This window comes from Oceanobacillus limi (assembly GCF_900111445.1).
In the GTDB taxonomy this organism is placed as follows: domain Bacteria; phylum Bacillota; class Bacilli; order Bacillales; family Amphibacillaceae; genus Ornithinibacillus; species Ornithinibacillus limi.
This window is the reverse complement of sequence record NZ_FOHE01000035.1, coordinates 1-13,260: the sequence shown is the minus strand read 5'-3', so window position 1 is coordinate 13,260 and position 13,260 is coordinate 1. Positions and strand designations below refer to the sequence as shown.

11 protein-coding genes, 4 tRNA genes and 2 rRNA genes are annotated in these 13,260 nt (G+C 36.3%); 3 read left to right on the top strand and 14 right to left on the bottom strand.

Going from position 1 to position 13,260, the window contains the following annotated elements:
* Positions 1-3 precede the first annotated feature (3 nt).
* The 7 genes from BMX40_RS19450 to BMX40_RS19420 form a co-directional block, all read right to left on the bottom strand.
* Positions 4-79 (bottom strand) — tRNA-Val (locus BMX40_RS19450).
* A gap of 4 nt (positions 80-83) precedes the next feature.
* Positions 84-158 (bottom strand) — tRNA-Glu (locus BMX40_RS19445).
* 293 nt (positions 159-451) lie between these two features.
* Positions 452-1,300: an ABC transporter permease gene (locus BMX40_RS19440; RefSeq protein WP_244513675.1), complete on the bottom strand. Its 849-nt coding sequence runs from the start codon at positions 1,298-1,300 to the stop codon at positions 452-454.
* Between the two features lie 92 nt (positions 1,301-1,392).
* Positions 1,393-2,394 carry an ABC transporter permease gene (locus BMX40_RS19435; RefSeq protein WP_090873065.1) on the bottom strand — a complete coding sequence of 334 codons (1,002 nt, stop codon included), beginning with the start codon at positions 2,392-2,394 and terminating at the stop codon, positions 1,393-1,395.
* A gap of 87 nt (positions 2,395-2,481) precedes the next feature.
* Positions 2,482-4,173, bottom strand: a complete 1,692-nt coding sequence (locus BMX40_RS19430; protein WP_090873064.1) for an ABC transporter substrate-binding protein — start codon at positions 4,171-4,173, stop codon at positions 2,482-2,484.
* 41 nt (positions 4,174-4,214) lie between these two features.
* The gene (locus tag BMX40_RS19425; RefSeq protein ID WP_090873063.1) at positions 4,215-5,195 is read right to left on the bottom strand and encodes an ABC transporter ATP-binding protein; all 981 of its coding nucleotides are present in this window, start codon (positions 5,193-5,195) and stop codon (positions 4,215-4,217) included.
* The gene (locus BMX40_RS19420; protein ID WP_090873061.1) at positions 5,170-6,186 is read right to left on the bottom strand and encodes an ABC transporter ATP-binding protein; all 1,017 of its coding nucleotides are present in this window, start codon (positions 6,184-6,186) and stop codon (positions 5,170-5,172) included. The genes BMX40_RS19425 and BMX40_RS19420 overlap by 26 nt, the downstream gene beginning before the upstream one ends.
* Positions 6,187-6,500: 314 nt before the next feature.
* Between BMX40_RS19420 and fabI the strand changes: the two genes are divergently transcribed.
* Entirely contained in the window at positions 6,501-7,277 is a 777-nt protein-coding gene (gene fabI / locus BMX40_RS19415) for an enoyl-ACP reductase FabI (protein WP_090873059.1), read from the top strand.
* Positions 7,278-7,392: 115 nt separating this feature from the next.
* On the top strand, positions 7,393-8,106 hold the full coding sequence (locus BMX40_RS19410; protein WP_090873057.1) for a YwaF family protein: 714 nt from the start codon (positions 7,393-7,395) through the stop codon (positions 8,104-8,106).
* 16 nt (positions 8,107-8,122) lie between these two features.
* On the opposite strand, the gene BMX40_RS19405 is transcribed toward BMX40_RS19410, so the two are convergent.
* The 3 genes from BMX40_RS19405 to BMX40_RS19395 are packed head-to-tail and all read right to left on the bottom strand — an operon-like array spanning position 8,123 to position 11,342.
* Positions 8,123-9,241 carry an ABC transporter permease subunit gene (locus tag BMX40_RS19405; protein ID WP_170840862.1) on the bottom strand — a complete coding sequence of 373 codons (1,119 nt, stop codon included), beginning with the start codon at positions 9,239-9,241 and terminating at the stop codon, positions 8,123-8,125.
* Positions 9,238-10,122, bottom strand: a complete 885-nt coding sequence (locus tag BMX40_RS19400) for an ABC transporter ATP-binding protein (RefSeq protein WP_090873053.1) — start codon at positions 10,120-10,122, stop codon at positions 9,238-9,240. The genes BMX40_RS19405 and BMX40_RS19400 overlap by 4 nt, the downstream gene beginning before the upstream one ends.
* A gap of 14 nt (positions 10,123-10,136) precedes the next feature.
* Positions 10,137-11,342, bottom strand: coding sequence for an ABC transporter permease (locus BMX40_RS19395; RefSeq protein ID WP_170840861.1), 1,206 nt, complete (start codon positions 11,340-11,342; stop codon positions 10,137-10,139).
* A 346-nt stretch (positions 11,343-11,688) separates the two neighbouring features.
* Between BMX40_RS19395 and BMX40_RS19390 the strand changes: the two genes are divergently transcribed.
* A complete protein-coding gene (locus BMX40_RS19390) occupies positions 11,689-12,231 on the top strand; it encodes a hypothetical protein (protein WP_090873049.1) in 543 nt (180 codons plus the stop codon).
* A 274-nt stretch (positions 12,232-12,505) separates the two neighbouring features.
* On the opposite strand, the gene BMX40_RS19385 is transcribed toward BMX40_RS19390, so the two are convergent.
* From BMX40_RS19385 to BMX40_RS19370, 4 genes are all read right to left on the bottom strand, one after another.
* Positions 12,506-12,578 (bottom strand) — tRNA-Thr (locus BMX40_RS19385).
* Between the two features lie 15 nt (positions 12,579-12,593).
* Positions 12,594-12,668, bottom strand: a tRNA-Asn gene (locus tag BMX40_RS19380).
* Between the two features lie 108 nt (positions 12,669-12,776).
* Positions 12,777-12,892 (bottom strand): 5S ribosomal RNA (rrf, locus tag BMX40_RS19375).
* Between the two features lie 96 nt (positions 12,893-12,988).
* A 23S ribosomal RNA gene (locus BMX40_RS19370) occupies positions 12,989-13,260 on the bottom strand; the annotation flags it as partial.

Genomic DNA, 13,260 nt, shown 5'->3' with positions numbered 1-13,260 from the left:
AAATGGTGGAGGATGCAGGGCTCGAACCTGCGACCCCCTGCTTGTAAGGCAGGTGCTCTCCCAGCTGAGCTAATCCTCCATGTTGGTGACCCGTACGGGATTCGAACCCGTGTTACCGCCGTGAAAGGGCGGTGTCTTAACCACTTGACCAACGGGCCATTATATTTTATCGGCTTGTTCAACCAACGAATTTTATTATATACAGATTTATCATCTTTGTAAAGAGGAAAATAATATTTTTCAAAAAAACATTTCGAACCTTCTCCTATCCTTGGTCTAACAAGCTTTTTTATATTATATATATTTTATCGTTTCCAGTTATTTATACTTTTTCATCTGCTATGAATCAATATTTTTCATTATATAATCTTATTCCTTAGTAGTTGATAATTAAAATTGAAGGCATCACCAAACTGTTTGGCGAATACCTTCAGTTAATCTTAATATCTCTTTAGTTTTTCATTTTTGGATCTAAGGAGTCTCTTAAACCGTCTCCCACTAAATTAAAACCTAAAACAACTAACATAATACACACTCCAGGAACAATTAAGGTCCATGGTGCTAATTGTATGAATGCGCGGGAACTTGCTAACATAGCTCCCCATTCTGGATCAGGCGGTTGTGCTCCGAGACCGAGAAATCCTAATGCCGCTGCCTCCAAAATTGCCGTACCAAAACCTAACGTTGCTTGGACAATAATCGGGGCTACACTATTTGGCAAAATATGGTGTAAAATGATACGTCCATTTTTCATCCCCTGTGCTCTCGCTGCCATTATAAACTCTTCTTCTCTTAAGCTAATAACCTTTGAACGCACTAACCTTCCAAAGATAGGGATATTTATAATCGCGATTGCTATCAACGCATTCTCAAGAGACGCACCTAGAATCGCTACAATAGCAATTGCCAATAAAATACTTGGAAATGCGAGCAAAATATCAAAAATACGAGAAATTAACATATCTACCCAACGCCCATAATAACCTGCAACAATTCCTAAAATCGTTCCAAAAACAAGTGCACCTGTCACTGCAAAAAAACCAACCTGAAGAGATATCCTTGCCCCATATGCAATTCGAGTAAATATGTCTCTCCCAATATCATCGGTGCCCAGCCAATGCTCAGATGAGGGTGGCTGCAAACGATTTACTGGATCCGTATCATCATAAGCATAATCTGTAATTAATGGTGCAAGTACGCCCAGTAATATAAAGAAAAGGATGATTACTAACCCAGCAAGAGCAAAACGGTTCTTTTTTAATTGTCTTAATGAGTCTCGCCAAGGTGAAACCACTTCCATTTCATCTTGGTCTAGTTGATCTGCTTCTATAGGGATCGTACTATTTACCTTCGATTGCTTGTCTTTTTCTTTTGTACTCATGTTTGCACCCCCTAATATTTAATCCTTGGATCAATATATTTATAGAGCAAATCAACAATTAAATTAATCATGACAAATATAAAAGCGATAACTAATATTCCAGATTGTATTACTGGATAATCGCGATAATTAATTGCTTCATAGACATAGCGTCCAATTCCTGGCCAACTGAAAATGGTCTCTGTTAGGATTGCCCCACCTAGGAGAACTCCTGTCTGTAAGCCAATAACTGTTAAAACCGGTATTAATGCATTTTTTAGCGCATGTTTATAAATAACTAAAAACTGGCCAGATCCTTTTGCACGTACGGTTCTAATATAGTCAGACTTCATTACTTCAAGCATACTAGAACGAGTCATTCTAGCTATAATTGCCATTGGAATCGTTCCTAATGCAATACTTGGTAATACTAAGTGCTTAAGGTTAGTAATCGTTCGAGCAAAGTCTAAATGAATAAGAGAATCAAGCACATAAAAATGTGTAATAGGTTGCATTGGATCACGATTATTCTGCCTTCCGCTTGATGGAAACCAATCTAGTTGTTGTGCAAAAACCCACTGCTCCATTAACGCTAACCAAAACACTGGCATGGAAACCCCTATTAACGCAAATAGCATTGCTAGAAAATCAAACCATGAATTCTGCTTCCAAGCACTAATAATTCCAGCATTTACTCCAACAATAACAGCAAATAACATGGCAAAAATGGTCAATTCGAAGGTGGCTGCTACATATGGCCAAATCTCCGTACTAATTGCTGTTTTTGAACGTAATGAGGTTCCTAAATCCCCTTGCAATAAATCGGTTATATAAATGGAATATTGAACAAAATAAGGTTCATTTAATCCCATGCTCTCTTCAAGATCCTCAATCGCAGTAGCAGTAGCTGTTTCACCTAATATAACCTGTGCAGGATTCCCTGGAATTAAGTGAACAATGGAAAACGTTATTAACGTCATACCAATCAAAACAGGAATAAGCATTAGTAATCGACGCGTCGTATAGGCAAACATACTCTCACCTCAGTTCTTTATGTTATTGCTGCCTATCCTATTAAATTGAAAGGGTAGTAGCATTAACTACTACCCCATCTTTTAACTTTATTGTAATTCTACCTCTGCTAATGATTCACTTGTAGATGGATGTGGAACATAGTTAACAACAGCATCAGTAGTAGCTAATACTGGAGTAGAGTGTACCAATGTTACCATCGGAGAATCTTGAGAAATAAGTTCTTGCGCTTGCTTATATAGTTCAGCTCTCTCATCTTGATCAACGGAAACTTTCGCCTGATCTAATAATTCATCTACTTCGTCATTTTCATAGAAGGTACGGTTACTGCTTCCAACATTATCACCATGGAGTAGACTGCTTAAGAAATAATCTGGATCTCCATTCGTGCCAGACCAACCAAGCATAAACATTTCCTGTTCACCTTGTAATGTTTTTTCTAGGTAAGGAGCCCATTCTTCACGGACAATGGAGACATCGATACCGATATCAGATAAATTACTTTGAACGATTTCTGCAACCGTTTCTGGATCTGGCATATATGGACGAGCAACAGGCATAGTCCATAATTCAATTTCCAAACCATCCTCATAACCAGCTTCAGCTAGAAGTTCTTTTGCTTTATCAATATCGTATTCATATCCCTCTACTTCATCGTTATATCCCATATAACTAGGTGGTAGTGGGTTTTTAGCAGGATTTGCATAACCAGCATACAATGCATCTGCTATTGCTTGTCGATCGATCGCATGATTGATTGCTTGTCGTACTTCTACTTGGTCAAGTGGTGGCTTTTGGGCATTGAATCCTACATATCCAAAATTATTTTCAGCACGAGTATGCAAGACTAAGCCATCTTCTGATTCAACTCCTGCTGCATCGTCTGGATTCAACCCATCCATAATATCAATCTCACCTGAACGAAGTGCAATTAAACGAGCGGCATTATCAGGAATTACTTCGAATACAACGCGATCAAGTTTAGGTAATCCATCAATTCGATAGTCTTCAAACTTTTCTAATGTAATTGCATCATCTTTACTCCAGTCTACAAATTGAAATGGACCAGTTCCAACCGGGTTTTCATTAATTTCAGGGCCATATTCCTCAAGTGCTGCAGGTGAAGTAATAGCAAAGTAAGTCATTGCCATGTTTTGTAGGAAGAAACCAAGTGGCTTATTCAACACAAACTCTATCTCATAGTCATTTACTACATTAATCTCATCAATTACGTGTCCTTCATCACCTTTATAACCGCCAAACATGGTTCCATACATGGAATACACGTAGCCATCATCAGCGAATGAAAATTCATGCTCTGGATCAGACCAACGTTCAAAATTCACTTTAACAGCTTCTGCATTAAAATCTGTCCCATCATGGAAAGTTACTCCCTCTTCTAAATAAAAAGTGTAGGTTAATCCATCATCTGATACTTCCCAATCATGCGCTAAAGAAGGTTTAACTTCAAAAGACTCATCATCAAACTCTAAAAGACTTTCTAAAACTTGTCTTGTTATTCTAGACGATTCTCCATCAGTTGTACTTCCTGGATCTAAGCTTTCAGAATCCCCACCTCGAGCGAAGATTAATACTTGTTCTTCTCCATCATCTTCTGCTGCAGCATCTCCTTCATCTGTGCTATCGTTCTCTTCTGTTTCAGAACTATTGTTCTCTGGTTCATCCTCATTTGTAGTAGCTGATCCATCACCACTACACGCTGCAAGTACTAACATAAATGCAAGCAATAATGTGATTAGAAATGAATGCTTCCACTTCATTCTTTTTCCCCCTTATTTTGATTATTAATATTTATAATCTTTTATTGCGCTGTTTCATCATATAAATGACAGGCAACAAAATGATTATCCTCAATTTCTTCAAACTGTGGTCTAACTTCTTTACATATATCCATCGCTAACGGACATCGAGTATGAAATGCACATCCAGTAGGAGGGTTGGACGGACTAGGAACATCCCCTTCCAATATCACCCGGTCTTTTTCAATATCAGGATCTGGAAGTGGAACAGCCGATAATAATGCTTTGGTATATGGATGTTTTGGGTCATCATACAACTTATCCTTTTCGGTTAATTCCACCATTCTGCCTAAGTACATTACTCCCACACGATCACTAATATGTTTTACAACACTTAGGTCATGTGCAATGAATACATATGTCAAGTTAAATTGATCCCGTAATTTTTCCATTAAATTTAATATTTGTGACTGCACCGATACATCAAGAGCAGACACAGGTTCATCACAAATGATCAATTTCGGGTTATTCGCTAAAGCCCTTGCTATCCCTATTCTTTGTCTTTGCCCTCCACTAAATTGATGAGGATATCTTGAGGCATGATAACCACTCAGCCCCACCACTTCTAGGAGTTCTTTAACACGATCTTTCCGTTCCTTTGCATCCGTCATACCATGTATAAGGAGAGGCTCACTAATTATTTTCTCAACAGTGTGTCGTGGGTTAAGGGATGCATATGGATCTTGAAATATAATTTGCATATTTCTTCTAAGCTTCCGCATATCTTCACCACTCAATTGAGTGATATCTTTATCTTCAAACTTTACTTCGCCTTCCGTCGGTTCAATTAAGCGTAGTATGGATTTACCAGTAGTAGATTTACCACACCCTGACTCTCCCACAATCCCTAATATTTCACCTTCCTGTACAGTAAACGAAACATCATCCACTGCTTTTACAGAACCAACGCTTCTACCGAATATACCGCCTTTAATATCGAAATATTTTTTTAAACCATTAACTTCCAATATTGGCTTCTGCATTTTCTGTCACCACCTTTTCTGGATCATCTGATAAGAAGCAGCGACTACGTCGATTCCCTTCAATCGAATACAATGCAGGGTTTTCTTCAAAACAACGGTCATATGCAAATTCGCAACGATCCTTAAACCGGCAACCAACCATTCCCATTTTGGGCTTAGGAACTGTGCCCGGTATGGAATAAAGCTTTTGATCCCTCTCATGAATTTTTGGTAATGATCGTATCAGCCCTTTTGAGTATGGGTGTTGCGGGTCCTTTAAAATTTCCCTTGTAGTCCCTTCTTCGACTACCTGCCCCGCATACATAACAACAACCCGGTCACATATTTCGGCAACTACTCCTAGATCGTGTGTTATAAGTACAATAGCTGTTTCTTTTTCCTCGTTTAATCTCTTCATTAAATCAAGTATCTGCGCTTGAATGGTGACATCTAATGCCGTTGTTGGCTCATCTGCTATTAAAATTTCTGGATCACAAGCCATTGCGATCGCAATCATCACCCGTTGCCTCATTCCACCAGATAATTGATGTGGATATTCATCGATGACCTCCTCTGCTCTTGGTATACCAACGAGCTTTAACATTTCTATCGACTTACGTATTGCTTCTTTCTTTGAGACATTTTGATGAAGACGGATAGCTTCTCTTAACTGATTTCCTATCGTAAACAGTGGGTCAAGGGATGTCATTGGCTCCTGAAAAATCATTGAAATTTCGTTCCCACGTATTTGTTTCATTCTTTTCTTAGAGGATCTAACTAAATTCTCTCCCTTAAATTCAATTGATCCACTTACTATTTTTCCTGGCGGGCTCGGCACTAACTGCATAATTGATAGAGAAGTAACACTTTTACCACAACCAGATTCTCCGACAATTCCGACCACTTCCCCTTTATTAACCGAAATGCTAACCCCATCTACAGCAGGTATTTCTCCGTTATCTGTAAAAAAGTGCGTATGAAGCTCGTTTATATTTAAGATTTCCTCTGACATCGAGTTCGCCCCCTTTGACGCTTAAATGCTCGAACCTTTTATTTAACTTATTAAACAATCCCCCGCTATATTACTAAGGAAGAAATTTTTTAAATATGAATACATCACAGTAAAAATTTTGGCTTAAAGATAACTATTCCACATATAACACTTAATCTCCTGCTATTTGTCAAAAGAATACAAAAAATCACAAGATTAGACAAATTTCGCAAGGCGAATGAAATAATTATACCTTTCATAAAATTGATTATTGGTTTCTCTTGAAATAGTGTTGGGTTATAATAGAACATAAGAAAAAAGATGGAGGTAAAATTATGTCTGGACTATTGCAAGGTAAAAACATTGTGGTAATGGGTGTTGCTAATGAGCGTAGTATTGCCTGGGGAATAACAAAATCATTACATAATGCAGGAGCAAATCTAATCTTTACGAATAGACAGGAACGATCCTATAATAAATTAATCAAGCTGTTAGAAAAAAACGAGATTGATGCAAAATTAGTGGTTTCATGTGATGTGGCAAGTGACGATAGCATATCAAACGCATTCAGTGAAATTAAAGAAAAGGTTGGCGTCATACATGGATTAGTACATGCCGTTGCTTTTGCTAATCGAGATGAGCTTCAAGGAGAATATGCAGACACATCTCGCGAAGGCTTTTTATTAGCACAAGAAATTAGCGCTTATTCTTTAGTAGCCGTCACTAAAGCAGCAAAAGAAGTGATGACTGAAGGAGGTAGTATTGTAACACAGACGTATTTAGGTGCTGAACGAGTAATTCCTAATTACAATGTCATGGGTGTTGCAAAAGCTTCTCTAGAGGCAAGTGTGAGGTATCTAGCAGAAGATGTTGGTAAATACGGCATACGTGTCAACGCTATCTCTGCAGGACCAATTCGTACATTAGCCGCAAAAGGTGTTTCTGGTTTTAATGAAAAAATAGGGATAGTGGAAGAAAAAGCTCCATTACGACGAAACGTTGACCAAGACCAAGTTGGAGATGCAACCATGTTCTTTATTAGTGATCTTTCTAGAGGGATTACTGGAGAAGTATTGCATGTTGACTCTGGTTTTAACATTATTGGCGGATAATAAAGTGAATCTTAAGTTTTACTTTTCCAGTTTTTACGGAGAAATGAGATAGAAATGAATCATGACGCTTACTTCAAAATAAAGTAAGCGTCCATTTTTATAGGGAGAAGATATCATGAAAGATTGGTTTGCATCTAATTCTAATCAACCTTTTGAATTATTCCATATCAGTCACATTATAATTATCTTAATCTATATGATTGGAATTACTTTAACGATTATTTCTTCACAACAGGCTTCCAAACGTAAAAAAGAAAGCATTCGATGGATCTTTTTTTGCATCTTAATCCTATCGGAATCTAGTTATCAATTGTGGGGCTTATTTAATGGAATGTGGAACACAAGAGAGTTTTTGCCATTCCAGTTATGTAGTATTTCAGGAATAGTAGCTATCATTTCCTTATTAACTCGTAACGTGAAATTAATTCAGATCTTATACTTCATTGGAATCATTCCACCGTTATTAGCCGTTGTTACACCCGAATTATTTCACGCATATCCACATTTTCGTTTTTGGCAATTTTTCACCCATCATATTGTATTGTCTTGTGCAACTCTATTTCTCGTTACATCAAGTAACGTAACTATATCATTTCGAACAACCATAGAATCCTATAGTTATCTTTTAATCTACGCTGCAATCACAGGGTTTATTCTTAATCCTTTATTCGATGCAAATTTTTTGTTCCTCGCTAGACCAGGTTCTGCTAGTACACCTTTAGGATTACTTGGTAACAATACTTGGTACTATATCAACCTTTGTCTATTAGGATTTATTGTATTCCTATTTATGTTTGGAATCTATAAGATATTCCGTAAAAAATCGTAATAAAACTTCGTATTTTTTAGTCTAATTTACTAGACTTTATTTTATAAAGACTAAAGAAATAACAGGCAATTGCTACGATAACACTAACAGTAATTCCCTGGTACCATACCCTGTTATTTTGGTAAAGTATAGCGTTCTCAGCTAAAACGTACTGAAAAGGGTTAAGCCAAAAAAGACCATTCCACGGAAGATACGTTAATACATATCCTCCTAAAAGTGCTATCGAAAGAGCAGCTATAGTAGACAACGTATGTTTGAAGAACAAGCTAAATAAAAGTGACAAAGTGGTAATGAATAAAACAACGATGCCTATAATCGTTAAACCTTTTATTAAATAATCTTGAATGGTTATAAATATAATTTCATTATTAATTTCTGTCAGCACGGGGTAATCAAAGGTTCCAGTTTTGCCAAAGATTCCTCCAGCAAGGACTGCAGATGCAAATACAACGAAGATAAGAACAATCAAAATTAATATGGCACTTACAAGCTTTCCTGTAACAATATGTATTTTGTTTAATGGCTGAGTAAATAGAAGGTTTATCGAACGCTGTTCATATTCTGAAGACATTACGTCCCCAGTGAAAAGAATAATCATTACAATAGCACCTAGATTAAGTAATAAACTCATTACTATTTTTAAAAAGTTGGGCAAGGCTGTACTAAAGCTATCATGTTCTGGTTCAATATTTTCTTTTAATAACTTTTGATTTAAAGCAATCCTTTTTTCTATCTCGTTTATTGTCAGTGGATAATCACCACCTGATTCTTTATATTCTTCCGTAGCAGTCAAAAATGTATTTTCAAGCTCAAGCTTTGATTGCCAATCATCGGCTGAAAGTAAATCTCTTAATTCATAAAGAGTTCCTAGCATTTCAGTGTTTACTGCTAATAAATGTTGTAACTCTTCTTCATTTTCAGGATTAGTTTCTAAGGTATTCTCGAGCATCCTTTCATTGGATTTGCTTGTAGTGATATAAGATTCAACCTCTTGAACCTGTTCCTTCTCAACATAAGATTCAAATAGTACATTCTTCATAAACAAAACAACAACGCCTGCTATTAAAATGAGTGTAAGATAAAGAAATTTTTTATCAAAAATGATTTTCTTCAACTCAAAAGACAACAGCTTCACATTGATTCGACTCCTTCAAACAATTCCTGGTATCGTTGTTCTGCTCCAACTTTCCTTTTATCAATATCGATTATTACGATTTCATTTTCGTTCATTATTCGAATAAATGTCTGTAGGGTCATATCGGTTTCCATAAAGGATAGTTGATTATGCTGAAAATTGATGTATCGGATTGATCCGCTTTCTAAAACACTTTTGGCCTTGTCGACATTGTTTAACGTGGCAATATATTGCTTCGTATTCAGCTTAAGAAGGGATTCTTTTAAGATACTACCATCTTTCATAAAATAAATCGTATTCGTTAATCGATCAATTTCGTCAAGGTTATGTGACGATAAGAGAATGGTCGTCCCTTCTTGATATAATTCAAGTAAAATGTTCCGCATTGTAATAGCACTCGTTGGATCCAGTCCAGTCAACGGCTCGTCCAATAGTAAAAGCTTTGGTTCATTGATGATAGACATTGCTAATAGCAAATGTTGTTTCATACCGAGGGAATAATTTCGGACTCGTTTTTTAAGGTATTCATACATGCCAACACGTTCCGCAACTTTTTTTATGTTGACATCAGGGATTTTTTGCACACTGCAAATAAATTTTAAATGGTCAAACCCTGTCAAGTTCCCATATAGTATTCGATTATCTTGCAAATAGGATACTTCTTTAAAAATGGATGGATCTGTATGTTTTTTTCCAATTAATTCAACAGTTCCTTCATTAAAATCTAATAAATGCGTCATGCAATTTAATAATGTTGTTTTTCCTGAACCATTGGGACCTACCAAGGCAATAATCTGTGGTGCTTCGACTTTAATGTTGATCCCCTTTAGAACCCATTCTTTTTTATAGCGCTTCTTCAGATTGTCTATACCTATAATCATACACTCACTCCAATCTAGTACCTAGATTTTATTTGAAAAATGGATATCACATAGGTCAACGCGTACAATAGACCACTATATATCCCTAATACGATTAGTCCATTTCGATAAGAGAAATCAAAATTTTGTAAGGTAACTGCTAATTCATTTGTTATTACTTCTGTCACTGAAAAATAATAAAATGGAATATATGGAGCAAAGGTTGACAATGTAATTGCCTCACTCCACTGGATTCCGATTAGAATTGTTGCTATTGCTAAACCTACTGCAAGCAGCGTCTTTTTCGCTATAACTGAAAATAGAAATAGTAACGAATAACAAAATAAAAAAACCATAAAAGAGAGAATAGCTGAATTCAACAGAAAAATACCCATTTCCATAAAGCTATAAGCATAATCAGACCCATAAATTAAAACAGGATAGTCGAAGTCACCAAATCGATCAGCTATCGTACCAATTAGAATTGCAAGTACGCTTATTCCACTGAAAGCCAAAACAGTAGTGACAACAATAGCAAATAACTTACCTCCTAAAATTTGATAGTAGCGAATGGGTTGTGTTTTTAATAGGTGAATCGGTCCATTTTTGTCAAAACCTTCCTTTGTTATTAAATCTCCAAAGAGTAATAAGAAAAATATAGGGCCAATGAGACCGAAAAGGAGTTGAAATACATGTTGCAAATAATATACACCTGATGAAGAATACTTTGCACTTCGATCCTTAATGAATTGTTCTGCACTAGTGTGGCCTCCGAAATCAACATCATAAATGGTAATCCAAGAATTCATATCGAGTGGAAGGACAGGTTGAATTCCATTATCTCGCAGCCATTTATTGTGTTCTAGACGTGTTTTTGCTGTAAATGAAGTAGGATGTGTTGATGTTCGATAATCTGTGTTGGGCGGTTGACTCTCATCCTGCTTAATCTCCTGATCTAAAACCGTAAACCAGTCTTCTTCTTGATAAGCACTTAACATCTCTTTTTCTTTGGAAAGATATTCTTCTTGGAAATGAATATCATCCTGATTTTCAGCTTCATCTGCCACATCATAAAGCTCCTGAAGATGTTTTTCTTGCGTATGAACTCTACTATCAATTTCAGCGACTATTTCATCGGAACGAACTGTATTCATGTGAACAAATATATAATAGCCAAGAATAAATAAACTCAATAGAAGAAGAGCTATTATAAAGAAAGAAGACTTTACTATTTTTTTCATTTCAAATAAAAAGATATTTATCATATCAATTCTCCATAAAAATTAATTTTTTCGTAATGTAACTGTACACATAAACCAAACAATCCAAAAGACCTTTATCACCTTTTTTAATAAGATTATTGCTTTAAAGCTATTAAAGATTTTTGTAAATCAAGTTGTAATAAATATATTCATCATTTGTAAAAAAATTCCTGCAATAAACTCAAAATATTTATTATTATTTCATTATTTAGTTACTATTATTTTTTTAATTAATTCACCCAAATACCATCAAATGAAATTAATATACTATTCAGATTTATGGTAAAATTAGAGTATGGTAAAATTTTGAATAAGGAGGGTTTATGTGAGAAAAAGTATTATTTTCCTGTTTGTATTCATTGGAGTTTTATTGGTTGGCTGTAAGGATGGTCAACAAGAAACAGTGAGTAAAAATGATAATATTGAACAAAATGATGTCGATCAAGAAAGAGCTGAAAAATCTACCCGACCACGCGACCTTTCTTTAGAAGGGAGATCTATTGTTATACCTTCCGCCAGATATTCATCTTGTTGGGATGAAAGTAATTGCTCTATCAAACCAGAGAACCCTGAAGAAGCCCTTCCAGATGAGCGTGTATTTCAAGCTAATAAATTCTATACAGTAAATTCAGCAGAGGTACTTACCTTCATCACAAGTGCAACCTCTGCATATAAAGGAGAACTTATTGCTCCTGATCTAATAGAAGTTACACAATTTTACAATGATAATAAAGAAAAAATTGAGGTTTCAAATAATCAACTATCAGCTCCTAGCGAAAAGGGGACATACTACCTTAATGTTCATGCAAAATGGGAAGATCAAATCAAAGGAGAAGCTTATTACGCCTTTAAATTATTTGTTAAATGAATTGGTGGGTTTGCTTAATGATAAATATTAATTCTGTGATATTACTTAATAGTTGCGATGAGGTAGGTCATTCATCAGTGAGGGTTTCCCCCATCCCCGCTTAACCTCCTTAATTTTTTCGCGTTGATTTGTAATGAGGGTCTTACGACGCACAGGACATGCTTGTGTCGACAATACGACGGATATCACGTTTATGTCTGCCTGAAAGTTTTATACAGGATAAATTTTCTACAAATTAAAAGCACTCACTTTTTTGAAGTGAGTGCTTTTATAGAGCTTCCAAGCGGACTTGAACCGCTGACCCCTACCTTACCATGGTAGTGCTCTACCGACTGAGCTATGGAAGCAAAAAGACATAAAAATGGCTCCACAGGTAGGATTCGAACCTACGACCGATCGGTTAACAGCCGATTGCTCTACCACTGAGCTACTGTGGAATATTGTAAATTTATTTTTATCGTTTACTTTACTAGTATTACCTAACATATAAAATTATATTCATAAAATATCATCTTTTCAAGACATATTTTATGAATATAATAATTGCCTGGCGACGTCCTACTCTCGCAGGGGCAAAGCCCCAACTACCATCGGCGCTGAGAAGCTTAACTTCTGTGTTCGGCATGGGAACAGGTGTGACCTTCTCGCTATCGCTACCAGACCTAAAATGTTTGGTGGATTGATGTTATTTATTATAAATAACCCAATTTGCACCTTCAAAACTAAATAAGAGTAATACAACGACTTTCTAAATGAGTTAGTTAAGTCCTCGATCGATTAGTATCCGTCAGCTCCACGTGTCACCACGCTTCCACCTCGGACCTATCAACCTCATCGTCTCTGAGGGATCTTACTCACTCGAAGTGATGGGAAGTCTCATCTTGAGGGGGGCTTCATGCTTAGATGCTTTCAGCACTTATCCTTTCCACACGTAGCTACCCAGCTATGCTCCTGGCGGAACAACTGGTACACCAGCGGTGTGTCCATCCCGGTCCTCTCGTACTAAGGACAGCTCCTCTCAAACTTCCA

What these genes read in the sequence shown, in the direction of transcription:
- BMX40_RS19440 (WP_244513675.1), bottom strand. Translation starts at nt 1,300, where the DNA reads ATGGAAGTGGTTTCACCTTGGCGAGACTCATTAAGACAATTAAAAAAG.
- BMX40_RS19435 (WP_090873065.1), bottom strand. Translation starts at nt 2,394, where the DNA reads ATGTTTGCCTATACGACGCGTCGATTACTAATGCTTATTCCTGTTTTG.
- BMX40_RS19430 (WP_090873064.1), bottom strand. Translation starts at nt 4,173, where the DNA reads ATGAAGTGGAAGCATTCATTTCTAATCACATTATTGCTTGCATTTATG.
- BMX40_RS19425 (WP_090873063.1), bottom strand. Translation starts at nt 5,195, where the DNA reads ATGCAGAAGCCAATATTGGAAGTTAATGGTTTAAAAAAATATTTCGAT.
- BMX40_RS19420 (WP_090873061.1), bottom strand. Translation starts at nt 6,186, where the DNA reads ATGTCAGAGGAAATCTTAAATATAAACGAGCTTCATACGCACTTTTTT.
- fabI (WP_090873059.1), top strand. Translation starts at nt 6,501, where the DNA reads ATGTCTGGACTATTGCAAGGTAAAAACATTGTGGTAATGGGTGTTGCT.
- BMX40_RS19410 (WP_090873057.1), top strand. Translation starts at nt 7,393, where the DNA reads ATGAAAGATTGGTTTGCATCTAATTCTAATCAACCTTTTGAATTATTC.
- BMX40_RS19400 (WP_090873053.1), bottom strand. Translation starts at nt 10,122, where the DNA reads ATGATTATAGGTATAGACAATCTGAAGAAGCGCTATAAAAAAGAATGG.
- BMX40_RS19395 (WP_170840861.1), bottom strand. Translation starts at nt 11,342, where the DNA reads ATGAAAAAAATAGTAAAGTCTTCTTTCTTTATAATAGCTCTTCTTCTA.